Source organism: Salinibacterium sp. PAMC 21357 (genome assembly GCF_000247645.1).
In the GTDB taxonomy this organism is placed as follows: Bacteria; Actinomycetota; Actinomycetes; order Actinomycetales; family Microbacteriaceae; genus Rhodoglobus.
In genome coordinates this window covers 765,685-791,960 of sequence record NZ_AHWA01000004.1, presented here as the reverse complement: position 1 = coordinate 791,960, position 26,276 = coordinate 765,685, and the positions used below count along the sequence as shown (strand labels likewise).

Genomic DNA, 26,276 nt, shown 5'->3' with positions numbered 1-26,276 from the left:
GAACCTAGTTGTCTTTTCGCTGCGAGGCCCAGATCGCACGCAGGACCCGCGTGGTTTCTTCGAGGTCAACACCGCTACGAAGGCTGGTATCGGCGAGGATGCGGGCGGCTTCGACAACGGCGAGGGGTGTGGCCGACGCCGTTGCGCTGACGCGGGTTCCTCCTCCGGTGTGGGTACGAAGGTGTCCTTCAGATTCGAGGGCTTTGTAGGCTTTCGCGACCGTTCCGGGGGCAACACCGAGGTCTTTTGCGAGCTGTCGAACCGAGGGGATTCTCTCGCCCGCTGCCAGGGTTCCGGCAGCAATAAGGCCGCGTATTTGATCGCTTATCTGGTCGGCGGCGGGGGCTGATCCCGCCAGACTAATCATCATGATTGATCGGTGTCTGCGCGTGCACGGCGTGTGAGTGCAGCGGAAAGCAGCACGCCGAACCACAGTGCATAACCGAGGGCCGCTATGGCTAGGCCGACATAGAGAAGAGCTGGCTGCATCGCGGCGAAGGGGGTCGTCCACGAGCCCCAGCCACTTTCGCCAATATCCGCTCCGCCCCGCAGCAGCGCTGTATTTGATAGGGATGTGAATATCGAGCCGAGGTGAATCAGGAGAGCTCCGCTCGCGATTGCGAGGATATTCCGGGTTCTGAGGTGACGTATCCGCACGTCATCGTCGTGGTTGGTGCTGAGCGAAGGTCGGGCGATGAGCCAGAGTGCGACGATTATGACCGCGATAAGAGCGGCGAGAAGTATCAACGCAGGCACCGAGTAGTACCAGCCGTAGATGCGGGTTCCGAACGAGATTGAGCTCCCGGCATCGACGGTGTAATTCCGCCAGAGGCCCTCTTCGTCTGGTTCGGATGCCGCGCCGGCCAGTGCAGAAACGGTGACGATAGTGCCGACAATTGTCGTGATGCCAGCGAACCACCGCCGGCGCCCGAAGCTGAACGGTGTTCGCCGGGTGAGGCTTGCGTGACCGCGCGGGGTGTGGGCTCCGATAGGGATGGCGAGGAGTGCGACGGCGAGGATTCCAATCGCGAGAGCCCAGAGGATGCGCATCTCGAATACCCACAGCGGAAGATGCTCCGACAGCGGGGGTCGGAGGACAGAGAATCCAATGGCCGCATTCAAATAGAGGATGCTGGCCAGGGCCAGTGAAGTCGCAGTCATCGTGACTGCAGCGGTCAGTCCGGCGGGCAGCCGGCTTTTGCGTCCTCGTGCCAGCCACCACACAACTGCTAGTGCCAGACCGATGATGATGGAGCGGAAACTGAACCAGATGAGTGCGACGAGATCGGGCATTGTGGCGGCTCCGTAAAGAATAAATGTACTAGTGGTGAAGTACATTCAATGTAGCACGCACTTGGTACATTTGAGCGGCCAGGTGACATCAAGACGCCAGAAACGTCATTCGCAGCTGGCCGCTCTAGTGACGCGCTAGCTCGGCTCGAAGGTCGGGTAGTCCGTGTAGCCCTCGGGGCCGGCGCCGTAGAAGGTGCTGGCATCGGGGCTGTTCAACGGCAGGTCTTCTTGCCAGCGGTAGGCCAGGTCAGGGTTTGCGATGGCCGGGCGGCCCACGACGACACCCTCGGCGTGACCGTCGCGTACCAGGCTGAGGGCCTCATCCCGAGTCGTCATCTGTTGGAAGCCGCTGTTGAGCAGCACCGGTCCGCCGAAGCGGGCGCGCAGCTCTTGCACGAAGGCACCGGTGGGGTCGGCGTTCAGCACGCTGAGGTACGCAAGCCCTAGTGGGGCAAGGCCGTCGACCAGCGCGCCGTAGGTCGCGAGGGCATCGGCATCGTCTGTTTCTAGGGCGTCTTGGATGTTGTGTTGCGGCGAAATGCGCAGGCCAACGCGGCCGGCACCGATCGCCTCGGCGACCGCGGTGGCGACTTCGATCACGAAGCGAGCGCGGTTTTCGGGCGAGCCGCCGTACTGGCCCTCGCGCTGGTTGGAGGCCGGAGAAAGAAACTCGTGCAACAGGTAGCCGTTGGCGGAGTGAAGCTCTACGCCGTCGAAGCCTGCCGCGACGGCCTTACGCGAGGCAGTCACGAACTCGTCGATTACGCCGGTGAGCTCGTCATCGGTGAGCGCATGAGGAACCGGGTACGGCTGCTTGCCATCGTAGGTACGAGTTTCGCCGTTGATCGCAATCGCGCTCGGGGCGACCACAGTGTGTCCGCCGTTGGTGGCTTCGTGGGTTACTCGCCCGGCGTGCATCACTTGCGCGACGATCTGGCCGCCCGCCGCGTGCACCGCGTCGGTGACGTGAGTCCAGCCCTCGAGCTGCTCAGGCTCGACCAGTCCGGGCTGACCGGGGAAGCCCTGCCCGGCATGGCTTGGGTAGGTGCCTTCGGACACAATCAGACCGAGCGAGGCGCGTTGGGCGTAGTGCTCGACGACCATCGGGCCGGGAACGCCGGCTTGTCCCGAGCGGGTGCGAGTGAGCGGTGCCATCACCAATCGGTTGGTGAGGTTCAGCTCGCCGAGGGTCGTGGGGGAAAACAAGTTCACAGCAGATCTCTTTCTGTCGGTCGTATCAACGTCAACATCGACCGGCACGCACTATTCCTCCCTGTGAATGTGCCGCGTTGGCCACCCTGCGCTGTGTCGAAGATTTCTCACCGGTGCCCTTCCGTCTTGCGGTACACGTTCATAGACTGACCGTTGTGGACGACAATGCGAGCGAAATCCCGGCCGAGCAGCCAGACACAATGACGAGGGCTGCGGAGGTGGATCGTTCTGCGGCGACGGCGGGTGAGTCATCCGCTAGTCGTCGATTGACTGTGTGGATGAGCGCCCTCCTCGGTGTGGGCGCGGCTCTTGTCGGCCTGCTGCCGTGGCTGCTTCAGGGCTTGCGTCTACCGCTCCAAAACTTGTGGGCGCTCGAGACAGCGCCTGATGAAATGCCGTTCGTGTTGCTGCCGTTCAGCCAATATGCGTTGACCACCGAGATTGGGCTGATGGTGGTTGGGGCTGCGGTCGCCGGGCTTCTCGCACGCCTGTTGCGATCCCGGATGCCGCGGCGCGGTGTTCTGGTGATGTTCCTCTCGCTCATCGTGGTGCAACTTGGCGCGATCGTGCAAACCTATGTTGTCGTGCAGGGCGGGCTGCAAGATCGTAGTGCGGCAACGTTCTACCTCGCGGCGGTTACCGGGGTTGCGGTACTCGCGATGCTGGTGGGGATTGCCGTGTTTTGGTTGATCGCTCGGGCTCCCCATGCGGGCGCGCTGATCGGCTACGCGATGGCCGCGGTCGCGTTGGCGCCGTGGTTGGGTGAGCTCGCGCATCCGCTCACCAACCAGCAGTTTGGGGCGGTAGGAGACTTTCGGCGCTGGGCGGCGAGTGTACTGCGGTGGGTTCCGGCCATCCTGGTCGGGCTTGCGGTGGGATGGTGCGGCATCCGCTCGGTGGGGCGCGTAATCGCTGTGCTCGTCAGCTTCGGATTGCTCTGGATCGTGCCGGCCCTAACAACGGCCATCAGCCATGCCGCCGGGAGTCGGGTGTATGCAAACGACCTCCCAGAGATGGCCAGCGCCGGGCTCGGGGTACTTCGGCAAGCAGCGACGATGCCAGAAATTGTCGTGCCGCCGCTCATGGTCGCGGCAGCAGTCGCTGTGCTGGTTAGTGTGCTCATGCAACGCCGATCGGCAACTGTGCGCTAGGCGGTCGCTGTGAAAGCGACCAGGTCGGGCGGGTTCGTATATTACGACCGAAGGGTCTTGCGCATCTGCTGCGTGGTGACGGAGTAGCCCGAAGACCCATACAGCGAGACTGCCGGGGTGTTGTGCCCGAACACGTTCAGCTCGAGTGCTGGCACCCCAGCATCCAACACAGCAGCTTCGACCGCAGCCAGAAGCGCGCGACCAAAGCCCGCTCCGCGGCGCTCTTCCACCACTTGGATGTCGAACAGATAGGCCAAGTCGGGTGACCCTTGCGGGTGGTCGAGGCTGACCCACGCGTGCCCCACCGTTGCGCCGTCGGCATCCGTTCCCTGCAGGAACAGCATGCGCGGAGTGCTGATGCCGTGCGGCAGGAGTGAGGCGTTGTCTGCGATCGCCCGCTCGACCGAACCTTCGAGCGGCCAGCGCCCGATTGCGACTTGCTCGGCGGCGAACTCTGCCGTTGTTGCGTGCTGCCACGCGTCGAACTCGCTCGTGGTCATGGGGCGGACGGTCACTTGCGTCGCGGGAAGGTCGGGGCGACCGCGGACAGCGTGTGTTTCAGTCTCGTCGAGTGAGGCCAAATATTCGGCGTTGCCGCGAATTGCTGGCTTGTAGCGTTCGATTTCATCGCTGTGAAGATGTTCTGCGAGGAGGGAGAGGGCGCTCGCCAATGCTGCGCTCGGACGCCCGGCAGCATGAAATGTCAGCGCTTCGAAAACGCCAAGCGATACCGACTGCGGAAACTCTTGCCGGGCGCGCGCAAACACGGCAACCGACTCGTCGATTCGTTCGAGGTTGCGCAGGGTGCTGCCATATTGCAGGTAACAACGGCGGCGGATGTCCCCGTCGAGACCAGCCGCCATGGCTCGCTCATAGAGGTCAACGGCTGCAGTCTCGTCGCCCGCCGTGTCGTAAGCGCCTGCAAGCTCGTACAGCACTCGCGGGTTATGGGGGTGTTGTTCGCGCAGCGGAAGCAATGCGCTGATTGTCGGTGCCATGTCGTCGCGGTCGCGTGCGGCAAAAATGCGGTCGAGCTCGGCATCCACACCGCCAGAGTTTTTGGCGACATTGTTGTGGTCGGTGCTCATGAGCTCTGCTCCGCTGTGTAGTCGAAGCTCAGTGGCAGCAGCTCTGCCGCCAGCACGCTCATGACCCCTTGCGGCGTGGGCACAATCACGCGCACGTCGCTGTAGTGGTCGGCGAGAATTTGTCGGTCGCGGCCGCACGGGCTTTTGACGCCACGGCCATGATTGCCGACGGCCACAATGTGCGTCACCCTGGTCGCCCCGCCAGCGCGAGCGGCGCCCAGTGCGACGAGTTCGGCACAGGGGCCGCCGGTGAAGTGGAACAGGTTCACTCCCGTGAAAGTGCGGCCATCAGATGCTCGCACCGCCGCGCCCATCGTGTGGATTCCGTCTTCGCCTGGCCCGGCATCCGTGGTCGCGTCGATGGTCTGGCGCGCAAGTTCGACAAGGGAATTCTCGACCTCATCGAGCGGCCGAGCGGAAGGAGGGAGAGGAGAGACCATCCCGCCATCGTAGGCCGATGCTAACCGAGAGTGCTCAGTCGGTCGCGTGTAGCTTGGCGGTCAACTGCCAGCGCGGTGAGCAGGGCAGCCGCCGAGTCAGGCTCGCGGCGGTCGAGCAGCGCGAGCAAGATGTGGCGCGACGTCACTGTTCGCGCCTTTTCGGCGGCGGCGCGGACGAGAGTCTCTTGAAGAACGGCTTTAGCGCCGGCGGTCAGGGGGACTCGTTTCGACGCGGCGGCGTGTGCCGTCGGGCGGAACGTGCCGAGGTCGAGCCCGATCGCCGTCAGGGCCTCTCGGTCAAGCTCATTCGCGGCTTCCGCGGCGCTCGCAGCGTCGACTCCAACGGCTCGAGCGAGCTCCTCTTCGTGCAGCAGAGCCAGCAGAAGGTGGTCGGTGCCGAGGCGCCGGTCGCCCCGCCGCGCTGCCTCGTGCCGGGCATCCTCGACGGTGGTTCTCGCAGATTGTGCCAACTTCTCAAACATTGTGTCCCTGCTTTCCGTATTTGAGGTGGACGGACTGTCGCGTGACGCCGAGTGCATCGCCAATTTGCTCCCACGACCAGCCGTCGCGGCGGGCCTGCGCAACATGGGTCGCTTCGACGTGTTCCGCGAGGCGGTGAAGAGCCCCGACGGCACGCAGTCCGGTCGCGGAGCTAGCGGTGCGGAGTTGTTCGCCCAGATTCACTGATTCCATGGTGTCAGTTTCACTTGACGCTGGGCTGTTGTCAAGTAAAACTGACACATCTTACGTGTTTGACTCATTTCGAACCGCACCGCCGTGCGCACAGGCGCCGCGTCTACTCTGGGTTAGACCTCCCGTTTCCGCGGTTCTGGAAATGGAGGGGTGAACTCCAGCCCGGCGTCTAGACCTACGGTCTCTCGTCTTACTAAGGAAGAAGCGATTCGCCTGTGACCTCCGCGACGAAGACTGCACCGCCCGCCGCCCTCAGCGTCAAACGCATCCGCAACTGGTCGGCTCTTCTGGGCGTGCTCAGCGCCGCCGTCGTGCTCGCCGTTGCCGAGTTCTTCGCCGTATTCATCTCGCCCGCCAGCAGCCCAGTGCTTGCCGTCGGCTCGCTCGTGATCGACCTCGCACCGGCGTGGCTGAAAGACCTCACGATCGCGCTCTTCGGCACCAACGACAAGATCGTGCTGTTGCTCTGCGTGGGGCTCTTGGTGCTCATTCTTGCTGTGGCAGTTGGCCTCGTGGAGTATGCGCGGCCCAGCTGGGGTGTCATCCTGCTCGTCTTCATCGGCGTCGTCGCGACGATCGCGGTCACGACCCGCGCCCAAGCGTCCGCAAGCTGGCCAATGCCCACCGTTCTCGGAGTGGTTGCTGGTGTACTCGTGTTGCGCATCACGATGATTCGGTTGCGCCGCTGGGTGATTTCTGCCCCGGTCGCACCGGCCACGACGCCCGCCGGAACAGCAGCGGCCGCGCGCGCTGCTAGCGCCCAACGGTCATCCGCCACTCCCACTCGTGTGCCGGCCGCCTCGCGACGTGACTTTCTGCGCATCGTCGGCGTCGCCTCCGCTGGTGCGGTGCTCGTGGGAGTCGGCGCCCGCGTCGTCAACGCCAGCGCTTCCGTCGTCGACGCAGTTCGCACAGCGCTGAAGTTGCCCGCGCCCGCGGTTGCCGCCCCACCCATTCCGGCCGGCGCGAGTCTCGATGTGCCCGGTATCTCATCCGTCATCACTCCGAACTCCAACTTCTACCGCATCGATACCGCCCTCGTCGTTCCTAACGTCGATGCGGAGGAGTGGCGACTGCGCATCACCGGAATGGTCGAGAACGAGATCGAAATTTCGTTCGCCGAACTGCTCGAACTTCCCCTCGTCGAGACCGCCGCAACGCTCTCGTGCGTATCGAACGTGGTCGGCGGCAACCTCGTGGGCAACGCGATGTGGCTCGGCTACCCCATCCGGGATCTGCTGGCGAAGGCGAAGCCGCTGGCCGGCGCCGACATGGTGCTTTCGCGCAGCATCGATGGCTTCACCGCGAGCACGCCGCTCGAAGCGCTGCAAGACGAGAATCGCGAGAGCATTCTGGCGGTCGGGATGAACGGCGAACCGCTTCCGCAACAGCACGGCTTTCCGGTGCGGATGGTCGTTCCCGGTCTCTATGGCTACGTGTCGGCGACCAAATGGGTTGTTGAAATGCAAGTCACACGTTTCGCCGACGCCACCGCCTACTGGACTGACCGTGGTTGGTCGGCCAAGGGCCCCGTCAAGACTCAGTCACGCATCGACGTGCCGAGCTCAAGTGCCACGGTCACGGCAGGCAGCGTCGCTGTCGCGGGTGTCGCCTGGGCTCCGCACACGGGAATCACCGGCGTCGAAGTTCGCATCGACGGCGGCGAGTGGCAGGCTGCCGAGCTGGCGACCGCAATCTCCGCCGACACGTGGGTGCAGTGGGTGTACCCGTGGGAAGCCACCAGTGGCAGCCACATCATCGAATCACGCGCGACGGATGCAGGCGGCACTACCCAATCGGGAGACCCCGTGCCCGTCGTACCCGACGGTGCCGAGGGCTGGCACCGTGTTGGGGTGCAGGTCTCGTAGCTGCTCGCTCCTAGTGCCAGTCGATCCGACGCTGTAGCAATAACTGCGCCCAGCAACGGGGAAGCGCGCGTGTGCATATTCGCCCGGGCGAGTAGCTATAGCGAGAAACTCAGTTGCAGTTATCCGTATCGATCGGCTCGGTGCCGTAAGACTCAAGAAACCAGTGCAGCGCATGCCGTAGCCGTGAGGGCACGGCAGGGCGCAGGTCGTCTGGTGCGGCCTCAAGGATCGCGGAGAGCTCACTGTGCAATCCAACGAGATCCCAGTGGGAAGCCACCGCCTGAAACTCTTCATACGGGCCATGGCCCATGGGTTCGCCCTTCACTGGGGATAACTTCGAGCAACCCTGCGATTGTGCAAAGGGATCATGATGAGGCCCGGAAGAAACAGGAGGACCACGAGGGCGGAAATCCAATAGCCGCCCGGCGATATCGTGATGACGACCCCGAAGATGATCAACCCGACGCCCAGGCTGCGCGTGATGAGCGAGCCTCGAGGGATCACTTCTGGACGTGTCCAGTAGGGGATGCGCGTGGTGCTATTTGAGCGGACAGTTGCAGCGATCGACCAGAGGAGCAGTGCGGCGCCCACGATCGCTAAGGCCCAGCCAAGGAGATACATGCTTACGATTGAATCACGCCGGAATTTGATAAGCAAGGGTCGCTCAGTTTCAGAGCGTCGGTGAATTCGTTGGGGAGGGGAGGGGGGGCGGAGCTCGGTGTTCTGCCGCGCCCCTGCCCGCTAGGCGCGGTCGTGCAGCGTGATGTTGTAGCCGTCGAGGTCGGCGAACGTGAAGGTGCGACCGAACGGGCCGTCGACGGGAGGCGAGGTGATCGTGACACCGTCGGCAGCGAGGGTGTCGTGGATGCCTTGGGCGTCGGCAGCGTGCATCCAGATGCCGACACCCAGCCCGAGCTGCGTGACGGAGTCGAGGTCAACGCCGGGGGCGGCAGAACGCACGGCGAATGCGGCCGGGGTGGTGCCGAAAACGATCGCATGGGGCGGGCCTAGCTGGCGGGTCAGACCGAGATACTTTTCGTAGAAGGCGCCGGCGGCGTCAAGATCGCGAACCTGAAGTGAGATGAAGCCGGGGCCGAATGCGGTGGTCATTGTTCTCCTTGGGTGCATGTCAATTAGTTGACACCGCACACTCTATGTCAGAATATTGACATGACGCAACAGTCGGCCGGAATCGATCTCGAAACCTCGCTGGGGTACCTCCTCAAGGAGGCCTCCAGCGCTCTGCGGTCTGCGATGGAAGCGGTGCTGCGTCCGCTCGGGATGAACATCACGCACTACTCCTGCCTCGAACTGTTGGCCCAACGCCCCGGCCTCTCAAACTCTGAACTTGCCCGCGGGGCCTTCGTTACGCGCCAAGCGATGAACGTGCTGCTGCAAGCTCTCGAGCGCGACGGTTTCGTCACCCGCCCCGAACGGCCTGTCGCTGGTCGGGTGCTCCCGGTTGAGCTCACCGCCAGTGGTCGACGTCAGCTGGCCGCCGCCAGCGCGGCAGTCAAAGAAGTGGAAGACCGGATGAAGCTAACCCTCAACGCAGGCGAGCAAGCGATGCTGGGGGATCTCCTCTCGCGGTGCGTAAGTTCGTTGCGCGAGCAACCGGAATCCGCCGCCCGCCCGGCCGGATCGCCGGCGAAATCGTGAGCGCCTCGGTCTACCGGCGCGTGCTCGGCGCCGAACTCGACGAGCTAGCACCGGAGCTTCGCCCCTACTTCGACGGCGGTCAGCGCGTCGGCGTCGGCAGCGGGTTGTTCGAGATTGCCGGCTCGCCGCTGCGCATCCTGAAACCCGTGCTGGCGTTTATGGCGTGGCAACGCATCCTATTTCCGGAATATGCCCGCGATGTGCCCTTTGACGTCGTCAATACGCCTACTGCGGATGGTGCCCTTGGCGCCGTGCGCACCTTCCACTTCGCTGGTCGTGACCGTGTTCTCCAGGATGAGATGCGCGTCGTCGACGGTCACCTGCACGACTTTCTTGGTCGGCAAGGTGGGTTCGAAGTGCGCATGGTGCTCACCGTCACAGATGGCCGCATGCAGTTGCGTTCCGGCCGCCAGTGGCTTCACCTCGCTGGCCTGCGCCTCCGCATCCCCGCACTCGCCACCGTCACGGTCGCCGAATCGTGGGCCGATAGCCGTCAGCACGTGGATGTCCGGCTCACCACCCCGCTGCTCGGTGATTGGTTCCGCTACGCCGGGCACTTCACTTACGGCTACAGATAGCTCTACCTCTGAGTTCCCTCGCTGACCCCGTTTACAAAGGCGCACTTCAGGCGCACTATGGGACTCATGAGCCCACAGCGCGAGTCGCTTCAGATCGAGATCGAGGAAGTAGAGATCTCCGGCTTGGCACGTATGCTCACCACGCTCAGCACCGGTGTCCCGAACCAAACGCTGCGCTTTATCGGTCGCGTCGGCGGCGAAACCCGCTATACGAGTGGCTCGTTCTCGTCGAATCACATGTTCGATCCGATGAACCCGGATGCCGCTTACGCGCCCCGCATGGCGGAGACCTTGGCGAAGCTTCGCCACGAGATCGAAGCGGATGGCTGGGTCGAGACCGCCCAGGGCGAGCAGTCCTGGGCGCTCACGTTCTCGCGTTCAGAGGTCGCCCCTGCCGCCGAGGAACCCCGCTAAATCCACCCCTGCTGCCAGGCCTTGTCGGCGGCGTCGTGCCGTGACTGCGCGTCGAGCTTCGTCATCGCCGAGGACAGATAGTTGCGCACAGTCCCGGGTGCGAGGTGCAGTGCGTCGGCGATCTCTTGCACGCTCATCGTGGAGCGGCTGAACCGCAGAGCGTCTAGTTCGCGGTCGGTGAGGGGGCAGCGTTCGGCGGTGAGGGCTGTCGCCGCTATTTCGGCATCGATGTAGCGTTTGCCGGCCACGACATCCCGAATCACGGTGGCCAAATCTTCGGCAGGCGTCGACTTGGGAACGAAGCCTGAGACGCGCGCGGCGAGAGCGCGACGCAGCACACCGGGGCGCGCGTGACGGGTCACGATAACCACCTTCGTCGCGACGGTCGAGAGGATGCGCGTGGCCGCCTCAATCCCGTCGGCCTGGGGCATTTCGAGATCGAGCAGGCAGACATCCGGTTGCAGCTCAAGGGCTTGCTCGGCCGCGGCCACACCGTTGTCGACGCTCGCGACGACCTCGATGTCGGGCTCAAGATTCAGCAGCGCGCTGAGGGCGCCGCGAATGAGATGCTCGTCGTCGGCGATCAGGAGGCGGATGACGCGGGCCGGGGCTGGGGTTTCAGTCACGCCAATTTCGCTCATGCCAGCCTCGCTCATGCCTCTGCTCCCGCACGGGCCGGAATCCGCACGCTCAACTCGAAGCGTTCTCCGCTGGGGTCAACCGCGGCCACAAGTTCGCCCTCAAGCGCGGCAACCCGATCCCGCAAGCCGGCGAGCCCGCTGCCGGGAGTACCGCTCGACGAGACACCGCTCTGCACTGCGTCGTTGCTGATCGCGAGAGTGCTTTCTGTGTCAGTGGCGTCGAGGTGAATCGACACCTGAGTCGCTTCGCTGTGACGCAGGATGTTCGTGGTTGCTTCTCGCACGACCAACCCGAGCACGCGGCGCGCATCGGCGTGCGCTGGCAGCTCGCCGACGCGGAGCTCGCACGCGGCGCCTGCTGCGGTCAGTACTTCGCGCGCGTTCTCCAACTCGTTGCCGAGCTCGACTTCTCGATACCCGGCCACGAGTGAGCGAGTCTCTTCCATGGCCTGCTTGGCGATCATCCGCGTCTCATGAATGTGTTCGCGGGCGGCTTCAGGGTCGATGGCGAGCATCCGTTCGGCCAACTCAGACTTGAGCGCAATTACCTGCAAATGATGCCCCTGAATGTCGTGCAGGTCAGAGGCGAAACGTAGTCGTTCCTCGGCGACCGCAAGGGCGGCGGCACTCGTGCGCAGGCGGTCGAGGGTGACAACGACATCCCACCACCAGAGGCCAGACAGCACCATGAGTGGCAGGAGTAGCCCGTAGAAAAGCACGAGCCAGGCATCGGCAGTCGATTCGGCGCTGACGGGGTTGCCAAAAATGGCGGCCGCGAGCACGGGGTGGGCGATCGATACTGCGAGCCCGCCCGCCAAGAGGCTCCAGCGTTGGCGTCGAGGAAAGAGAGGCGCGATCACGCAGGCGGCCATCCAGAGCGGAACTGCTGCCAAGAACCCGACCTCAGGCCGGAAAAGCCCTATCGCCCACACTGCAGCGGCGGGCGCCACCAACGTAATCAGCCAGACAGCGTTCGGGATGCCCTCTCCGCGACCCGTGCGCAGGAACCAGCATCCGCGTATCTGGGCCGCAGCCGCAACCAGAGTGAGCGCGATAAGAAGCGCGTCGACCGGTGAGCGGTTGAGCGCGAGAACCGCCAACAGATTTAGCACCACGACCGCGTTCAAGACGACGTAGAAGAACACAATAGAGCCGAGCGTGTAGTTCCAAGTGGCGCGCACTCCGCGAACAGGCGCAAGGGCAGTCGAGGCAGGCATGGCCTCCAGCGTAGAGCAGTGACATTTGTCATGGTCGCGGGTGCGAAAGTGCTGCGGATGCCGTGACACGGCGACACTGCCGGGCCGCGTCAGCCGCAGCGAAGATTGAATCATCCCCGGCACCCCAGCCGATGACGAGCCGGGCGATTCACGTCATCACCTCACGAAAGGCACCTCATGTACGACGCTTTCACCTCTTTCACTTCTGGACTCCCCGAACTGCTGCAGTGGGTGGGCGTGATGTTGATCGCGGCGATCCCGTACGTGGAGTCGTATGGCGGCTCGGTGATCGGGATTGTCGCCGGCGTGAATCCGGTCGTGGCGATCATCGCTGCGATCGTCGGAAACGTGATCTCGATGCTGATCTTCGTGTTCGTCGCCCACCGGGTTCGCGCCAAGGTGGCGGCGGGTCGTGAGCCCAAGCCGGAAACGCCGCGTCGCCAGAAACTGCGCGAGCGTTTCGACCGCTACGGGGTTGTCGGAGTCAGCCTTCTCGGCCAAACCCTGCTGCCCAGCCAGATCACCTCGGCGGCGATGGTTTCATTCGGTGCTTCGCGCAACGCCGTGATCCAGTGGCAAATCATCTCGATCATCATCTGGGGCGTCGCCTTCGGTGTGCTCGCCACCTTCGGGATCACCGCTCTGCGCTAATGCCGAAGCGTCACGGGCCGCCTTTAAGATCGGATGCCCGTGACGCTAGCGCACCGTCCGAACGCCGATGAACAGGGGCGTCGCAGGGTCGATGTCTTCAGCTCCATTGAGCTCGAAGCCATTGCAGCGGTAAAAGGCTTCAGCGCGAGGATTGTTCTTGGCTACCCAGAGTGATGCGGGAGAGTGGCCCAAGGTCGCGTCGAGCAAGGCCTGGCCCACGCCGCTGCCATGGTGTGCTTCCAAGACATAGATCGCGTTAAATTCGGTATCGTCCGATGACCCGGTTTGTTTGGTCGAGGTGGTGCGCTGAACGCAGGCGAATCCGATGATCGAGCCAGCGTGCTCAGCGAGCTGGATGCTCAACTCCTCGCTCGGACTATTGAGAATGTGATCCCACATCTTCTGTCGCTTGGCCAGAAACTCGGCGGTGAAGAAGTCCTCCGGCAGCAGGTGCGAATACGCTTCCCGCCAGCTCGCGACATGCAATTGAGCGAGAGCGCCGGCGTCGGCAGGCACTGGGTCGCGAAGGACGGTCGTCGTGTGAGTACTGTGGCACGACCCTCGGCACAAGCGCATCAAGTCGCCAACGTCAACCTAAGTAAAAAGCTGTGCTTTCTCGGGTCCTCGTCGTGGCAAGCCGAGTGTCAGCGTCCTACACTGGGCGAATGCCGACCCGCCTCCTGACTGAAGCTGACCGACCGCTTCTGAGAGAGGCAACGCTGGCCAACATGAACTGGTGTGGGCCGCGTTTCAGCTTCGACGACCTCGACCAGTCAGCAGAACTCGCGCACTACTATTCTGGCTTCCCGAGCGGAACCGACTTCGGGATGCTGGATGAAGCTGACGGTGTCACCCGCGCCGTCGCCTGGCTGGTCTTCTTTTCCGCAGAGCACCCCGGCTACGGTTTCGTCGATGCGGCCATCCCCGAGCTGAGCATCACGACGTTCGAGGGATTTCGCGGCCAAGGCGTCGGCTCGGGGCTTCTCGAGCAACTCCTCGCGGAAGCCACAGCGAGAGGCGTGGCCGGCATCAGCCTGAGCGTGGAAGATGGCAACCACGCCCGCTCGTTGTATTCGCGACTCGGGTTTCAGGTGGTCGGTCGCTCCGGTGACTCCGACACGATGCTGCTGCGATTGCCTGCGCTCTAAGGCTCGCGCGGGGTAGCCGCGCGGACTAGCATCGAGTCACAACCACCCGGATGCTCCGGCTACCGGGCGCGGCCCCTGAGGGATCAGGGGCCTGCTTCATTTCACGGCTAGATCAGCGCCTTCCGCATAATCCGCCGTTCCGCCTCGCGATGATCGTGGCGAACTCCGATCACGCCAGCGGGGCCTGTCGACACCTAACGCCGTGGGCGCGAACGCCTACGAGAGCACCTACGAGGCGAGCCCCGGAAGCCCATCGATGCTCAGAGTGTTTTTCTCAGCACGATAATCAGCCAGTCCCGCCGGCCCCTTTTTCTCTGCTTGCAGTCGGAGAAGATCGCGTTCGCCGGTCATCTGCATGAGGGGCACTCCCCATCCGCAGGAGTCGCTAATTCTCGTGACGTCGACGGTGATTACGGCACGGGTGCTGGGGTGTTCCGGATGTCGCGCCACGACATCGTCGAAGGTTGCATCACCGGGAAGATGGACGCTCCCGGTGCCGTGAAACCGCACGATGCGGGGCCGCTCCTCGAATGACAGGAACATGACGCAGACGCGGCCGTTTTCTCGCAGGTGCGCAATAGTCTCGACTCCACTGCCCGTGTAGTCGACCCACCCCACAGAATTGGGGCCCAGCACCGAAAACGAATCGTGGCCCCGCGGTGACATGTTGACGTGGCCGTCAGTCGAGAGCGGGGCAGTGGAAACGAACCACAATGGTTGCGCTTCAACCCACGTTTTCAGGCTGTCGTCAATGCTGTCGAAGAGTTTGCCCATGGCCCGACTTTATCGTCAGTATCGCTCAACTACGCCGTAAGCCGCTCAATCAACTCGCGATAGCGCGCAGCTGTCTGCTCGACGATCTCGGCCGGCAGCTCGGGCGGAACGCCCTGCTTGTCCCAGTTCTCGATAAGCCAGTTGCGCACGATTTGCTTGTCGAAACTTGCCAGCCGGCTAGGGCCGCCGGCGGCATAGAGTTCGGCATCCCAGTAACGACTCGAGTCGCTCGTCAGAACCTCGTCGGCCAGCACAAGAGCACCGGTCTCGGGGTCAGCGCCGAACTCGAACTTGGTGTCAGCGAGAATCACGCCACGAGTTTCTGCAATGGCGGAGGCCCTGGCGAAGATGTCGAGCGAAGCATCCCGAAGCGCAGTTGCAACCTCAGCACCGACGAGTTCGACGGTGCGCTCAAAGCTGATGTTCTCGTCGTGCTCACCCATTGGCGCTTTCCACGCCGGCGTGTAAATGGGATCGGGCAGGCGGTCGCCATCGCTCAAACCTGCGGGCAGCGCGATTCCGCACACGCTCTGCGATTCCTGATACTCCAGCCAGCCACTGCCCGACAGGTAGCCGCGAACGACGCACTCCACCGGATACATCTCTAGCCGCTTCACAATCATCGACCGGTCTGCGAGTTCCGCGGGGGCCTCTACGTCGAGATTCACGCCGCCAGCGGCATCCGCCAAATGATTGGGCATGTCCGACAACTGCGCGAACCACCACTTGCTCAACTGCGTCAGTAAAGCACCCTTGCCGGGGATGCCCGGCTCAAGCACATGGTCAAACGCGCTGACCCGATCACTGGCAACCATGAGTACAAGCTGTGGCTCGTCGGCCCGGACATACAGATCGCGGACTTTTCCGGAATACGTCAACGTCCAGGCGCTCGCGGCATCGTTCACAGCAGCATCCGCAGCCGCACCCGACCCAGCATCCGCACCAGCAGCGTCGTTCACGGTGTCACTCACTGGGCAACACGAAGTGCGATATCGGTGCGGTAATGGCCGCCCTCAAGCGTGATGTGGCCGAGTGCTTCATAGGCGCGTTCGCGGGCGATGGCGAAAGTTGCGCCGGTGGCGACAACGCTGAGCACGCGTCCGCCAGTAGCGACAAACTCATCCCCCTTTTTGGCGGTGGCCGCATGGGCGATAGTGATTCCGGGAACGGCGAGTGCCGCATCCAAACCAGTAATGGGGCGACCAATCTTTGGGTTCTCGGGGTAGCCCTCGCTGGCCAGCACAACCGTCACTGCAACATCGTCGGTGAAGACGGGCGTTGCATGGTCGGGCAGACCGCCGGTAGCGGCCGCATAGAGCAGCGAGCTCAGCGGCGTCACGAGGCGAGGCAAGACAACCTGAGTCTCGGGGTCACCGAAACGGGCGTTGAACTCGATAACGCGGATGCCGTCCTTCGTGACAATGAGCCCGCAGTAGAGGAGGCCGATAAAAGGGGTTTGTTCCGCAGCGAGCTGACGGATCGTGGGGATCGCGATGGTGTCGATCACTTCATCAACAAAGTTGTCTGGCAGCCAATTGAGCGGGGAGTAGGCACCCATTCCGCCAGTGTTGGGGCCGTTGTCGCCGTCATAGGCAAGCTTGTAATCCTGCGCCGGTGAGAGCGGAACAACGTTGTGGCCATCGCTGAGCAAGAAGAGAGAAACCTCTTCACCCGCGAGGTATTCTTCGATAAGCACGCTGCCCTGGCCCAGCCAATACTTCGCGTGGTCGACGGCCGCATTGCGGTCGCCCGTCACGAGAACGCCCTTACCTGCCGCCAGACCATCGGCCTTCACGACATAAGGGGCACCGAACTCGTCGAGAGCCTCGAGGGCCTCTTCCATCGAGCCCGCCCGGTGGGCACGACCCGTCGGCACGTTGGCGGCATCCATGATGCGCTTCGCAAACGTCTTGCTGCCCTCAAGTGCAGCGGCAGCCTTGCCCGGGCCGAACACGGCAATGCCGCGGCGGCGCAGATCATCAGCAACCCCAGCAACGAGCGGAGCCTCTGGCCCGATGATGACCAACTCAATGTCGTTGTCGAGGGCGTACTCGGTCACAACGCTTCCGCGTGTGGGGTCGAGCGCCACCGTCTCAACGACTGACGCAATGCCGGCGTTGCCGGGCGCAGCCGTTATTTCGTGCGCCTCCTCCTCGCTGAGAAGAGACGTAACGATGGCGTGCTCGCGGGCACCGGATCCAAGAACAAGAATTCGCACAAGCACAGCCTAACCAAGCGTTCAGTGTTCCTTGCTAGCGTTTAGGTATGGCGCAGCTGAAGATTGCCGCAATTGCTGGCGAAGCAAGCATCCGAATGGTTAACGATGGTCGAGCCGATCGCGATGCGACGGCCACCGCAGTTCGCTACCTCTTGCAGGTATTGGGGCGCGATGCCGAAGGCAACTCCGTCGAGGTGCGGGTTCCGCCCTACGGCGCCGTTCAAGCTATCGAAGGGCCCAACCACACCCGCGGCACCCCGCCCAATGTTGTTGAGATGGATGCCGCCACCTGGATTGCGCTGGCCACCGGAACGCGAGAGTGGGCCGAGGCCCTCGACTCCGGAGATATCAGCGCCTCGGGGTCGCGTGCCGACCTCAGCGAATACTTGCCGCTGACGTGGGAGAGAATAGTCCCGTGAGTATTACGCCAGAACACGAGCCAGCGGCATCCGAACCGCAGCAGCCTGAGCAGCAGATTTCGCAGGCCGAGCAGGCTGAGCATGCCGCGCAGCCCCAGGCCGCCCAGCTTCGCTCACCCGCGCTCATTAGCTCGGTGGAGTCTGGCGACGTAAGAATTCGCCGCGCCCCCAAGTTCGGGCCGTTCCTGATCATCGGTGGTGGCGTTGGGGCGATCGTGACGTTCATTCTCACGATGTCATTCCCGGTCGACCCCGTTGTCGGGTTCGGGGCACTCTTCGGCTACTTCAGTCTTTTTGGCGTTCCCGCTGGTGTCGCGCTGGGGGCACTCGTCGTGCTCATCCTTGACCGTGTCTCAATTCGTCGCGCACGTGCGGCAACGGTCGAACACGAAACTGTCGAGCCAGAAGCCTACGAAGGCACCCTCGAGAACTAGCTCGGTCGGCGGCTATGTCACCGCGGCCCGAGCCGCAGCGGTGCTAGCTCAGTTGGCTTTTTTCGAGCCAGTCGAGGTATTCGGGCGTGATGTTGCCGGAGATGTATTCGCCGGTGAAGCAGCTCATTTCGAGCGCTGTCACGTTTGATCCCTCGACGATCGCGGCTTGCATGTCGGCGACCTCTTGGTAGATGAGGGCGTCAGCACCCATTTCCATGGCGATCTCGGGAATCTTGCGACCGTGGGCAACGAGCTCGGCACGGCTCGGCATGTTGATGCCGTACACGTGGGGGTAGCGCACTGGTGGGGCGGCCGACGTGAAGGTGACCTTGTTGGCACCGGCTTCGCGCGCCATCTGCACGATCTCTTTCGAGGTGGTGCCCCGCACGATGGAGTCATCCACAATCAGGATGTTCTTGCCCTTGAACTCGGTGCCCATCGCGTTCAGCTTCTGCTTCACGCTCTTCTTGCGCTCGGCCTGGCCGGGCATGATGAAGGTGCGACCGACGTAGCGGTTCTTGTAGAAACCTTCGCGGTATTCAACGCCGAGCTTCTGCGCAACCTGCATGGCGGCGGGGCGTGACGAATCCGGGATGGGCATCACTACGTCGATGTCGCCCATGGGGGTGTACTTGGCGATCGTGTCGGCGAGCTTGTTGCCCAAACGCAGACGAGCTTCGTAAACGGAGATGCCGTTCATGATCGAGTCGGGGCGAGCCAGGTAGACGTATTCGAACGAGCACGGAATCAGCACCGGTGCTTTGGCGCACTGCTTGGAGAACATTTCGCCATCGGGCGTAATGAAGATCGCTTCGCCGGGCTCAACATCCCGCACCAGTTCGTAGCCGGCACTTTCGAGCACGAGAGATTCGGATGCCACGATCCACTCGTTACCGACCAAGCCAGTCTGGCGGCGGCCCAATACGAGCGGGCGGATGCCGTAGGGGTCGCGAAAGGCGAGCAAGCCGTGCCCGGCGATCAGTGCGATCGCGGCGTAGGAGCCCTCGACGCGGTCGTGCACGCGCGAGATGGCGGTGAAAACTTGCTCGGGGTCGAGGTCGTTTCCCGAGACCTGCTCTTGAAGTTCGTTGGCGAGAACATTCACGAGCAGTTCGGTGTCACTCGTGGTGTTGAGGTGACGGCGGTCGATGCGGAACAGTTCGTCGGTGAGCTGCTGCGTGTTCGTGAGGTTGCCGTTGTGAACGAGGATGATGCCGTAGGGCGCGTTCACATAGAACGGCTGCGCTTCATTCTCATTGAAGGCATTGCCCTTGGTGGCGTAACGCACGTGGCCGAGGCCCGAGGTTCCGACGAGGTTGCGCATATCGCGAGTGCGGTACGCCTCACGAACTTGGCCATTGGCCTTCTGCAAGTGCAGAGTGCTGCCGTCGGAAGTGGCGATACCCGTGGAGTCTTGACCGCGGTGCTGCAGAAGCAGCAGAGCGTCATAAACTTGCTGGTTGACGGGTTGAGAAGAGACGATACCGACAATGCCGCACATGCTTTCGCGTGGCTCCCTGAGGTCGTAGAGCGCGTACCCGGTGTGAGTACGGTCTAGCTTCTCACATCCGGCCGTTCTGCTGCTGCGTGCGGCAACCCGCAGACCGGTACGCTGGAGCCGTGACCGAGAACTCTTCTTCCAGCTATGCCGCAGCCGGTGTTGACACCGCCGCTGGCGACCGTGCCGTCGAACTCATGAAGGCGGCCGTCAGTGCCACTCATGGGCCCAACGTTGTGGGAGGGTTCGGCGGCTTCGCAGGCCTCTATGACGCCTCGTTCCTCAAGGACTACACGCACCCGCTGATGGCCACGTCGACGGATGGCGTGGGCACGAAGGTTGCGATCGCTCAGGCTCTCGACAAGCACGACACGATCGGCCAAGACCTCGTCGGCATGGTGGTTGACGACATCATCGTGGTCGGCGCCAAGCCCCTCTTCATGACGGACTACATTGCGTGCGGCAAGGTCGTTCCCTCGCGCATCGCTGACATCGTTGCGGGCATTGCTCGTGGATGCTCGGCTACCGGCACCGCGCTGGTCGGCGGCGAAACGGCAGAACACCCCGGTCTTCTCGGGCCAGACGATTACGACGTAGCCGGTGCGGCAACTGGTGTGGTCGAAGCCGGATCGCAGCTGGGCCCGCACCTCGTGGCCGATGGCGATGTGGTGATCGCGATGGAGTCCTCGGGCATCCACTCGAACGGTTTCTCGCTTGTTCGCCACATTCTGGCCAACAACAAGGTCGGCTACAGCGACCACCTCAACGAACTCGGTGGAGTTGTCGGCGAAGTGCTCCTCGAGCCGACCCGCCTCTACACAATGCCGCTGCTCAACCTGCTCGACGCCCAGCCCGGTGCTGTGCACTCGCTCAGCCACGTCACCGGTGGTGGCATCGCCGCTAACCTCGCGCGCGTGCTGCCTGTCGGCTCGTGGGTTGAAGTTGAGCGCTCGACCTGGTCGCCGCCCACCGTGTTCCGCGTGCTGTCTGACCTGGCTGGTTCCAGCCTCGAAAGTGCCGAAGGAACCTGGAACCTCGGGATCGGCATGATCGCGATCGTGGCCGCGGATGCTGCCGACGCCACCATCGCCGCCCTCACCGCCGACGGCATCCCCTCGTGGGAAGTCGGTCGAGTCTCCATGGCCGCTCGCGATTTCACCGGCTTCGAACAGGGTGCCAAGGGCGTCAACGGTGGCGCTGTTCGTCTGAGCGGTTCGTACGCGAACTAGCGCTGCTCTCGGTGGGTGCCCGCAGTGCCCACCACCCATGATCCTGACGTTGTTCTGAGGCGTTGACACTATGCCCCTTCGTTCCATCCTCGCCGCAGTGCTCGTCGCCGTCATTTGGGGCCTCAATTTCGTCGTGATCGACGTTGGCCTCGAAGGCATGCCTCCGACGCTGTTTCTGGCGCTGCGCTTCATGGTGGTGATCGTTCCCGCGATCTTCTTCGTACCGCGGCCCAAGTCACGGTTTCGCGACGTAGTACTCATTGGGTCATTCATGAGCCTCGGGCAGTTCGGCCTGCTGTACACGGCACTCGCAATCGGGATGCCGCCCGGCCTTGCCTCGCTCGTGTTGCAAGCGCAGGTGGTTCTGACGGTGGTATTCGCCGCCCTCGCGCTGCGCGAAACTCCCACTCGCAGTCAACTGGTCGGAGTCGCGCTCGGCGCCGCAGGACTGGTCGTCGTCGGAAGCGGGCGCGGGGTAGAAACGCCCGTTCTCGCTTTCTTCGTGACGCTCGCCGCCGCCGCGTCCTGGGCGATCGGCAACGTGATCGCACGCCGCGTCGGGCGCATCGGCTCCACGTTCTCACCTTTGGCCGGGCTGTCGCTCACGGTCTGGTCGGCTCTGGTCGTGCCCATCCCGATGTTGGGCCTCGCCTTCGTGATCAATGGGGCGGATGCTGTCGGCTTCGCCCTCACGCACCTCACCGTGCCGCAGCTCCTCTCAACTCTCTACACCGCGTGGCTCGCCAGCCTGGTCGGGTACGGCATCTGGAACACGTTGCTCGCCCGGCACGCAGCCTCCGCCGTCGTTCCCTTCACGATGCTCGTTCCCCCGGTCGGCATGACGACCGCCTGGTTGGCACTCGGCGAGGTGCCGACGACCATCGAAATCGTTGGGGGTGTGATGCTGCTCCTCGGTGTCGCGATCACGACCGGTGTTCTTGGTCGCAGGCGGCGCCAGCGCCACACCCCGTCTGGTGAGGTCGCCGCCTCTGCGGACCCTGTTGAGAATCCCCTCTAGAGCGAGCAGATTTCCTCGCGACAGGGCGCCAAACGGCTTAATGGTGGTGGCGTGCGCTTGAATGGGCGCTATGGCAACTAAGAAGCCCGATCTTTCGGTAGACGTCAACCACGACGAGCAGTCCCCACAACCTGATGAGCACAACGATTCAGACACAGACGCCAGCAATGCCGGGGCTGAGCAGAGGGAGGCAGCCGAACAACACGGTGATCGCGAGGACTCCGAGCAGCCGGACCTCGAACACCCGGACTCCGAGCAGCCGGCCCGCCCGGAGCCGCTGGAAGCGCGCGACGGCTCGCCCGCGGCGGCACTCTGGAGTCTCAACTCTCGCTGGCGCCACATCAACCACGGCTCCTACGGTGCGGTTCCCGTTTTCGCCCAACTTCGTCGCATGGCCTACCTGCAAGAAGCCGAAGGTGCCCCGCAACGCTGGTTCATGGCTGCCCCAGCGCGTGTCGCACAAGCTCGCACCGAGCTTGCCGAATTCATCGGGGTAGATGCCGACAGTTTCGGTTTCGTTCCCAACGCCAGCGCCGGAATGACCGCCTCCATCCGTGCACTCGGTCTCGGCGCCGGAGATGAAATTATCGTCACCGACCATGCCTACGGTGCGGTGTCATTCTCTGCCAAGCGCGAAGCCCGCCAGCACGGCGCCAAAGTGCGCACTGTGCCCGTGGAACTCGATGCCACCTCAGACGAGGTGCTGGCCGTTCTGGGCAAAGCGCTCGCAAAGAAACCGGCGGGGCTAGTGATTGACTCCACAAGTTCTGTCACCGCCCGGAACTTTCCGGTCGCGGCGCTCGCCGAACTCGCCCAGAAGCACGGGGTGCCGTTGCTGGTGGATGCAGCCCACGCTCCCGGAGTGCAGGCTCGCCCGGCAGAAGGGGGTGCGGCGTCCGCCTGGGTCGGAAACTTGCATAAGTGGGCGTGCGGATTTCGCGGCACGGCCGTGCTGGTCGCCGAGAAGAAGTTCGCCAAGAACCTCTATCCGCTGATCGACTCCTGGGGAATGGATGAGCCATTTCCTGGCCGCTTCGATGACCAAGGCACGATGGATTACACGCCCTATTTGCCACTGTGGATGCCGTAACAGGGCTCGAGGAGCGCATCGGCTGGCACGCGATCCGCGCCTACATCTCGTCACTTCTCGACTACTCCACCGAGATCGTTGCGGATGCCCTCGATGCTGCCTCTGGCGAAGAATCACGGGTCGATGTTGGAATGACTGCTCCGGGAATGCGTCTGTTGCGCCTCCCCGGCACGCTCGGCGCCACGGCGACGGCGGCCGGCGAGCTTCGCGACAGAATCGGCGATGAGCTCGGCTTTGTAACGCAGATCACTAGCTGGCGCAACACCGGCTACGTGCGCCTTGCCGCTCACGCCTACAACACGGCAGACGACTACGAACGATTCGCTGAAGACGCTGTGCCATCGCTCATCCAGTGGAGTCGCGAAAGCTAATACCAACAATGTGCGCTGCAGCGCTACGCAACGCGACGAAGCGCAACGCAAAAAAGCCGAACGCCCGGCCCCGAAGAGGGCTGGGCGTTCGACTGTGGTGCAGAAACTGTATTGCTGCGAAGCAACGTGGGCGGTGAAGGCGGCTGTTAAGCGCTGCGAGTTTCCTCGTCGTCTTCTTCGTCATCGTCGACATCGTACTGGTGGCTAGCGGTACTCTCAGCGGAGTACTCAGGCCACTTCTCACTATCTTCGGAGACAGGAGCTGCGCTCTCTGACCCACTCAATTCTCGAGCAAGCGCACCGTAATTGGTGTCTGGGCTGAAGTACTTCAAATCCCGAGCAACCTTGGTGTGCTTTGCCTTCTGACGGCCGCGTCCCATGCGAGACCCCCTCATACTTCTGTCCCGGTGCACTGACGGTGGCCAGCGAACGAGCGAACAGGGATGGATGAAAACTAACCCACAGTTTAGCACGACGGTTACTTATGTTTTCTTGGGGCATGCACAGGTTGGCTGTTCACGGGTAACGTTAGCCCGTGACATCCACCACCGACACCGACACCTCTGTTGTCGTTATTGGCGCTGGCCAAGCGGGCCTCTCTGTTGCCTTCTATTTGCGGCGCCTCGGGCTCGATCCGGGCAACGACTTCGTTTTGCTTGATCGGGGCCCCAACACGGGTGGTGCGTGGCAATTTCGGTGGGAGGCGCTGCGCATCGGTTCGGCCCATCGCATCAACGATCTTCCGGGCCTCGATGAGCTGGGCTTGAGTTTTGAAACCGCTGACAAGCACATGCCCGCCAAAAAAGTTGTCGCCGACTATTACCGCGAATACGAAAACCATTACGGTTTTCAAGTGGTGCGCAACGCTGACGTCATTGCGGTCGAAAACGAGGGCGAACACCTCAGGGTGACGTTCACTCTCGATGGCGAAGAAACGAAATCGGTCACCACCACCACGGTCGTCAACGCGACAGGCACGTGGGGTGCACCCTTTATTCCTTGGTACCCGGGCCTCAAATCGTTCGAGGGTCGACACCTTCACACGAGCGAATATAAGAGCGCTCGCGAATTCATCGACCAGAGCGTTGTCGTGGTCGGCGGCGGAACCTCGGCAATCGGGTTCTTGCTTGAACTCGAAAATCTTGCCAGCAACCTCACCTGGGTTAGCCGACGCCCCATCGATTTTCTCGAAGACGGCGGGCTCAACCTCGAAGCGCGCAAAGAAGCGGTGCAGATGCAGGATGAGGCCGCGCGGGCGGGGCGAGCGCTTCCCAGCATTGTCAGCGGCACCGGCGTTCCTCGCACCCGCCGCATCCAGGCCGGTATCGAACGTGGTGTGCTGACGCCGCGGCCCATGTTCTCCAGCATCGAGCCAGACGGCGTGCGCTGGAAAGACGGCGCCTTCCAGCCCGCGGATTCCATCATTTGGTCGACCGGGTTCCGCCCAGAACTTCGCCACCTTGCTCCCCTCAAGCTGCGCGAAAAAGAGGGCGGGATTTCGGTTGGGCAGGGCATCGCCTGGAAGGATCCCCGCGTCTTCTTCGCGGGCTATGGCCCTCAAGCATCCACCATCGGTGCAAATCGAGCGGGGCGGATGATCGCCCGCCAGGTCATCGCCACCCTGAGCAAGATTCAGGCGATGAAAAACGGGCGATAGTGATCGTGGCCGTGGTCCCGTTCGTTAGTGAGACACAGTGAATCGACTTTTCGTAAAGATCTGCGGCATCAGTACGCCGGATGCCGCTGCGGCGGTAGCCGATGCAGGTGCTGACGCGGTCGGGTTCGTTTTCGCTCCCTGCAGCCCGCGATTCGTCACTCCCGACCGAGCGCGTGCGCTCGCGCAGGCGCTGCCGCCGCAGATTGAGACCGTGGGAGTCTTTCGCAACCAGCCCCTCGACGAGGTGCTCGACACTGCTCGCCGGGCCGGCGTCGCCACCGTGCAACTTCACGGGGACGAAGGTGATGCGGATTTCGATCGGCTTCGCGCCGAGGGCTTCGGCACGATTCGGGCGATCTCTGTCGAGGACTATCGCCGCCGCAGTCGTGCCGGAAAACTGCGAGCGGATGATCGGCTTCTCATCGACGCCGTCGAGCCCGGTGCGGGGGCAACGTTCGATCCCGCACTCCTCGAGGGCACAGCTCTGCCCGAGTCCTGGATCCTCGCCGGCGGGCTCACCCCGGTCAACGTTGCCGAGCTCGTGCGCGAGCTTCAGCCTGGCGGGGTGGATGTGTCGAGCGGCGTTGAAGCGAGTCGCGGCGTGAAAGATGTGGCGCGCATCCGCGAGTTTATTGCTGCCGCCCGCTCGGTCTAAGAGCTCAAGGCCATGGTGCCTCAACGCTCGGGCCGCGCCGCTTCAGCGAATCAGCGCGCACGCAGCGCCCTTTAGGACGCGAGCTCGATCAGCCCGAAATACGTTGCGGCTGCGATGCCGATGCCGATCGCGAGGTTGGCGAGCACGCTAAGGACAGCAACGCGCATCCGCTTCACGGTGACGTTCTGCATTGTCTCGACGCTCAGGGTGCTGAAGGTGGTGAGGCCGCCGCACAGCCCGGTCAACAGGATGATCTCAAGATTCGCATCGATCGTGCCGAGGTGAGCGAGTCCGGCAAGGGTTCCGCCGAGCGCGGAGCCGATGGCGTTGACGACGAGCACAGCCCACGGAAAACCCGGACGCGACGCAAACGCCCGCGAAGTCAAATACCGCAGCACTGCTCCCGCGGCACCGGCACCGAGGATCGCGAAAACGACGCCGGCCGTCATTCGTTCACCAGGTCAGGACGGCTCTGCCGAGCGCGCCCTAGATAGAGCCCGAAGGCGGCAGCCGCAAGACCGAGCACCAGAGTCGCGGTGACATAGATGAGCGCGGGGACCCACTGGTCTGCCCCGATGAGATGAACAGCGGCGACCGCGAGGGCGGAGAACGTCGTGAACGAGCCGAGCAGTCCGGCGCCCAGTCCCGCGCGAGCCCACGTGGGCGATGGTGCCCATAGCTCGGCGACCACAAGCGCGAGAACGAAGCTGCCCAGAATGTTGGCGATCAGGGTGGAGACCGGAAAGAGTCCATCAGCCGTGGCGAACGCAAGGTCGAGCGAGAAACGTAGTCCGGTGCCGACGGCGCCCCCGACCGCTACGGCAGCGAGTTCACGAATCATCTGCTGCCTTTCGTGTGCC

Annotated in this window: 35 protein-coding genes; 15 read left to right on the top strand and 20 right to left on the bottom strand. The window is 63.2% G+C overall.

What is annotated here, in order from left to right; all coding sequences use genetic code 11:
* Positions 1-4: 4 nt before the first annotated feature.
* From ON14_RS07140 to ON14_RS07130, 3 genes are all read right to left on the bottom strand, one after another.
* Positions 5-370 carry a GntR family transcriptional regulator gene (locus ON14_RS07140; RefSeq protein ID WP_141629966.1) on the bottom strand — a complete coding sequence of 122 codons (366 nt, stop codon included), beginning with the start codon at positions 368-370 and terminating at the stop codon, positions 5-7.
* Complete coding sequence (locus tag ON14_RS07135) at positions 367-1,293, bottom strand: hypothetical protein (protein ID WP_010204144.1); 927 nt, start codon at positions 1,291-1,293, stop codon at positions 367-369. Before ON14_RS07135 ends, ON14_RS07140 begins: the two co-directional genes overlap by 4 nt.
* Before the next feature lie 135 nt (positions 1,294-1,428).
* Positions 1,429-2,505 (bottom strand): alkene reductase, encoded by a 1,077-nt coding sequence (locus ON14_RS07130; protein ID WP_026037588.1) that lies wholly within the window; start codon positions 2,503-2,505, stop codon positions 1,429-1,431.
* Positions 2,506-2,660: 155 nt separating this feature from the next.
* Here ON14_RS07130 and ON14_RS07125 point away from each other — a divergent pair, with 155 nt between their 5' ends.
* Positions 2,661-3,656 carry a hypothetical protein gene (locus ON14_RS07125; RefSeq protein WP_010204139.1) on the top strand — a complete coding sequence of 332 codons (996 nt, stop codon included), beginning with the start codon at positions 2,661-2,663 and terminating at the stop codon, positions 3,654-3,656.
* Between the two features lie 41 nt (positions 3,657-3,697).
* Here ON14_RS07125 and ON14_RS16145 read toward each other — a convergent pair whose 3' ends face one another.
* The 4 genes from ON14_RS16145 to ON14_RS07100 are packed head-to-tail and all read right to left on the bottom strand — an operon-like array spanning position 3,698 to position 5,877.
* On the bottom strand, positions 3,698-4,744 hold the full coding sequence (locus ON14_RS16145) for a tetratricopeptide repeat protein (protein WP_010204138.1): 1,047 nt from the start codon (positions 4,742-4,744) through the stop codon (positions 3,698-3,700).
* Positions 4,741-5,184 (bottom strand): cytidine deaminase family protein, encoded by a 444-nt coding sequence (locus tag ON14_RS07110; RefSeq protein ID WP_010204136.1) that lies wholly within the window; start codon positions 5,182-5,184, stop codon positions 4,741-4,743. The genes ON14_RS16145 and ON14_RS07110 overlap by 4 nt, the downstream gene beginning before the upstream one ends.
* A 20-nt stretch (positions 5,185-5,204) precedes the next feature.
* Positions 5,205-5,666, bottom strand: a complete 462-nt coding sequence (locus ON14_RS07105) for a Clp protease N-terminal domain-containing protein (protein WP_010204135.1) — start codon at positions 5,664-5,666, stop codon at positions 5,205-5,207.
* The gene (locus tag ON14_RS07100; RefSeq protein WP_010204134.1) at positions 5,659-5,877 is read right to left on the bottom strand and encodes a helix-turn-helix domain-containing protein; all 219 of its coding nucleotides are present in this window, start codon (positions 5,875-5,877) and stop codon (positions 5,659-5,661) included. Before ON14_RS07100 ends, ON14_RS07105 begins: the two co-directional genes overlap by 8 nt.
* A 215-nt stretch (positions 5,878-6,092) precedes the next feature.
* Between ON14_RS07100 and ON14_RS07095 the strand changes: the two genes are divergently transcribed.
* Positions 6,093-7,745, top strand: coding sequence for a molybdopterin-dependent oxidoreductase (locus tag ON14_RS07095; RefSeq protein ID WP_010204132.1), 1,653 nt, complete (start codon positions 6,093-6,095; stop codon positions 7,743-7,745).
* Between the two features lie 109 nt (positions 7,746-7,854).
* Here ON14_RS07095 and ON14_RS07090 read toward each other — a convergent pair whose 3' ends face one another.
* The 3 genes from ON14_RS07090 to ON14_RS07080 form a co-directional block, all read right to left on the bottom strand.
* Positions 7,855-8,070, bottom strand: a complete 216-nt coding sequence (locus ON14_RS07090) for a hypothetical protein (RefSeq protein ID WP_010204129.1) — start codon at positions 8,068-8,070, stop codon at positions 7,855-7,857.
* A complete protein-coding gene (locus ON14_RS07085) occupies positions 8,067-8,366 on the bottom strand; it encodes a hypothetical protein (RefSeq protein ID WP_010204127.1) in 300 nt (99 codons plus the stop codon). The genes ON14_RS07090 and ON14_RS07085 overlap by 4 nt, the downstream gene beginning before the upstream one ends.
* A 120-nt stretch (positions 8,367-8,486) precedes the next feature.
* Positions 8,487-8,855: a VOC family protein gene (locus ON14_RS07080; RefSeq protein ID WP_010204126.1), complete on the bottom strand. Its 369-nt coding sequence runs from the start codon at positions 8,853-8,855 to the stop codon at positions 8,487-8,489.
* Between the two features lie 60 nt (positions 8,856-8,915).
* On the opposite strand from ON14_RS07080, the gene ON14_RS07075 reads away from it, so the two are divergent.
* The 3 genes from ON14_RS07075 (at position 8,916) to ON14_RS07065 (ending at position 10,396) form a co-directional block, all read left to right on the top strand.
* A complete protein-coding gene (locus tag ON14_RS07075; protein WP_010204125.1) occupies positions 8,916-9,404 on the top strand; it encodes a MarR family winged helix-turn-helix transcriptional regulator in 489 nt (162 codons plus the stop codon).
* On the top strand, positions 9,335-9,982 hold the full coding sequence (locus tag ON14_RS07070; protein ID WP_202800917.1) for a DUF4166 domain-containing protein: 648 nt from the start codon (positions 9,335-9,337) through the stop codon (positions 9,980-9,982). Before ON14_RS07075 ends, ON14_RS07070 begins: the two co-directional genes overlap by 70 nt.
* Before the next feature lie 66 nt (positions 9,983-10,048).
* Entirely contained in the window at positions 10,049-10,396 is a 348-nt protein-coding gene (locus tag ON14_RS07065; protein WP_141629965.1) for a hypothetical protein, read from the top strand.
* Here the strand turns inward: ON14_RS07065 and ON14_RS07060 are convergent.
* Entirely contained in the window at positions 10,393-11,052 is a 660-nt protein-coding gene (locus ON14_RS07060; protein ID WP_010204120.1) for a response regulator transcription factor, read from the bottom strand. The genes ON14_RS07065 and ON14_RS07060 overlap by 4 nt on opposite strands.
* Positions 11,049-12,254: a sensor histidine kinase gene (locus tag ON14_RS07055; RefSeq protein ID WP_010204114.1), complete on the bottom strand. Its 1,206-nt coding sequence runs from the start codon at positions 12,252-12,254 to the stop codon at positions 11,049-11,051. The genes ON14_RS07060 and ON14_RS07055 overlap by 4 nt, the downstream gene beginning before the upstream one ends.
* A gap of 177 nt (positions 12,255-12,431) precedes the next feature.
* Between ON14_RS07055 and ON14_RS07050 the strand changes: the two genes are divergently transcribed.
* Complete coding sequence (locus tag ON14_RS07050; RefSeq protein WP_010204113.1) at positions 12,432-12,905, top strand: small multi-drug export protein; 474 nt, start codon at positions 12,432-12,434, stop codon at positions 12,903-12,905.
* 45 nt (positions 12,906-12,950) lie between these two features.
* Here the strand turns inward: ON14_RS07050 and ON14_RS07045 are convergent, their stop codons facing one another.
* The gene (locus tag ON14_RS07045; RefSeq protein ID WP_010204112.1) at positions 12,951-13,421 is read right to left on the bottom strand and encodes a GNAT family N-acetyltransferase; all 471 of its coding nucleotides are present in this window, start codon (positions 13,419-13,421) and stop codon (positions 12,951-12,953) included.
* A 149-nt stretch (positions 13,422-13,570) separates the two neighbouring features.
* Between ON14_RS07045 and ON14_RS07040 the strand changes: the two genes are divergently transcribed.
* On the top strand, positions 13,571-14,053 hold the full coding sequence (locus tag ON14_RS07040; RefSeq protein WP_026037582.1) for a GNAT family N-acetyltransferase: 483 nt from the start codon (positions 13,571-13,573) through the stop codon (positions 14,051-14,053).
* Between the two features lie 228 nt (positions 14,054-14,281).
* Here the strand turns inward: ON14_RS07040 and ON14_RS07035 are convergent, their stop codons facing one another.
* The 3 genes from ON14_RS07035 to purD form a co-directional block, all read right to left on the bottom strand.
* Positions 14,282-14,827 carry a pyridoxamine 5'-phosphate oxidase family protein gene (locus tag ON14_RS07035; protein WP_010204110.1) on the bottom strand — a complete coding sequence of 182 codons (546 nt, stop codon included), beginning with the start codon at positions 14,825-14,827 and terminating at the stop codon, positions 14,282-14,284.
* Positions 14,828-14,856: 29 nt separating this feature from the next.
* Positions 14,857-15,732 carry a phosphoribosylaminoimidazolesuccinocarboxamide synthase gene (locus tag ON14_RS07030; RefSeq protein ID WP_026037581.1) on the bottom strand — a complete coding sequence of 292 codons (876 nt, stop codon included), beginning with the start codon at positions 15,730-15,732 and terminating at the stop codon, positions 14,857-14,859.
* Positions 15,733-15,794: 62 nt separating this feature from the next.
* On the bottom strand, positions 15,795-17,045 hold the full coding sequence (gene purD, locus ON14_RS07025) for a phosphoribosylamine--glycine ligase (RefSeq protein WP_026037580.1): 1,251 nt from the start codon (positions 17,043-17,045) through the stop codon (positions 15,795-15,797).
* 47 nt (positions 17,046-17,092) lie between these two features.
* On the opposite strand from purD, the gene ON14_RS07020 reads away from it, so the two are divergent.
* Positions 17,093-17,464: a sterol carrier family protein gene (locus ON14_RS07020; protein WP_010204107.1), complete on the top strand. Its 372-nt coding sequence runs from the start codon at positions 17,093-17,095 to the stop codon at positions 17,462-17,464.
* Positions 17,461-17,898, top strand: coding sequence for a hypothetical protein (locus tag ON14_RS07015; protein ID WP_010204106.1), 438 nt, complete (start codon positions 17,461-17,463; stop codon positions 17,896-17,898). Before ON14_RS07020 ends, ON14_RS07015 begins: the two co-directional genes overlap by 4 nt.
* A 43-nt stretch (positions 17,899-17,941) precedes the next feature.
* On the opposite strand, the gene purF is transcribed toward ON14_RS07015, so the two are convergent.
* Positions 17,942-19,399 carry an amidophosphoribosyltransferase gene (purF, locus tag ON14_RS07010; protein WP_010204105.1) on the bottom strand — a complete coding sequence of 486 codons (1,458 nt, stop codon included), beginning with the start codon at positions 19,397-19,399 and terminating at the stop codon, positions 17,942-17,944.
* Positions 19,400-19,518: 119 nt separating this feature from the next.
* On the opposite strand from purF, the gene purM reads away from it, so the two are divergent.
* The 4 genes from purM (at position 19,519) to ON14_RS15155 (ending at position 23,104) form a co-directional block, all read left to right on the top strand.
* Positions 19,519-20,625 (top strand): phosphoribosylformylglycinamidine cyclo-ligase, encoded by a 1,107-nt coding sequence (purM, locus tag ON14_RS07005; protein ID WP_010204103.1) that lies wholly within the window; start codon positions 19,519-19,521, stop codon positions 20,623-20,625.
* A 70-nt stretch (positions 20,626-20,695) separates the two neighbouring features.
* Positions 20,696-21,643 (top strand): EamA family transporter, encoded by a 948-nt coding sequence (locus ON14_RS07000; protein ID WP_010204102.1) that lies wholly within the window; start codon positions 20,696-20,698, stop codon positions 21,641-21,643.
* A gap of 70 nt (positions 21,644-21,713) precedes the next feature.
* Positions 21,714-22,733 (top strand): aminotransferase class V-fold PLP-dependent enzyme, encoded by a 1,020-nt coding sequence (locus ON14_RS06995; protein WP_050993009.1) that lies wholly within the window; start codon positions 21,714-21,716, stop codon positions 22,731-22,733.
* Positions 22,721-23,104 carry a hypothetical protein gene (locus tag ON14_RS15155; protein ID WP_050993008.1) on the top strand — a complete coding sequence of 128 codons (384 nt, stop codon included), beginning with the start codon at positions 22,721-22,723 and terminating at the stop codon, positions 23,102-23,104. Before ON14_RS06995 ends, ON14_RS15155 begins: the two co-directional genes overlap by 13 nt.
* A gap of 146 nt (positions 23,105-23,250) precedes the next feature.
* Here ON14_RS15155 and ON14_RS06990 read toward each other — a convergent pair whose 3' ends face one another.
* The gene (locus tag ON14_RS06990; RefSeq protein WP_010204101.1) at positions 23,251-23,484 is read right to left on the bottom strand and encodes a DUF3073 domain-containing protein; all 234 of its coding nucleotides are present in this window, start codon (positions 23,482-23,484) and stop codon (positions 23,251-23,253) included.
* Between the two features lie 155 nt (positions 23,485-23,639).
* Here ON14_RS06990 and ON14_RS06985 point away from each other — a divergent pair, with 155 nt between their 5' ends.
* Positions 23,640-24,761, top strand: coding sequence for an NAD(P)-binding domain-containing protein (locus ON14_RS06985; RefSeq protein ID WP_010204100.1), 1,122 nt, complete (start codon positions 23,640-23,642; stop codon positions 24,759-24,761).
* Between the two features lie 37 nt (positions 24,762-24,798).
* Positions 24,799-25,416, top strand: a complete 618-nt coding sequence (locus ON14_RS06980) for a phosphoribosylanthranilate isomerase (protein ID WP_010204099.1) — start codon at positions 24,799-24,801, stop codon at positions 25,414-25,416.
* Positions 25,417-25,487: 71 nt separating this feature from the next.
* On the opposite strand, the gene ON14_RS06975 is transcribed toward ON14_RS06980, so the two are convergent.
* Together ON14_RS06975 and ON14_RS06970 are read right to left on the bottom strand one after the other, a co-directional pair.
* The gene (locus ON14_RS06975) at positions 25,488-25,865 is read right to left on the bottom strand and encodes a fluoride efflux transporter FluC (protein WP_010204097.1); all 378 of its coding nucleotides are present in this window, start codon (positions 25,863-25,865) and stop codon (positions 25,488-25,490) included.
* On the bottom strand, positions 25,862-26,257 hold the full coding sequence (locus tag ON14_RS06970) for a fluoride efflux transporter FluC (protein WP_010204095.1): 396 nt from the start codon (positions 26,255-26,257) through the stop codon (positions 25,862-25,864). Before ON14_RS06970 ends, ON14_RS06975 begins: the two co-directional genes overlap by 4 nt.
* Positions 26,258-26,276 lie beyond the last annotated feature (19 nt).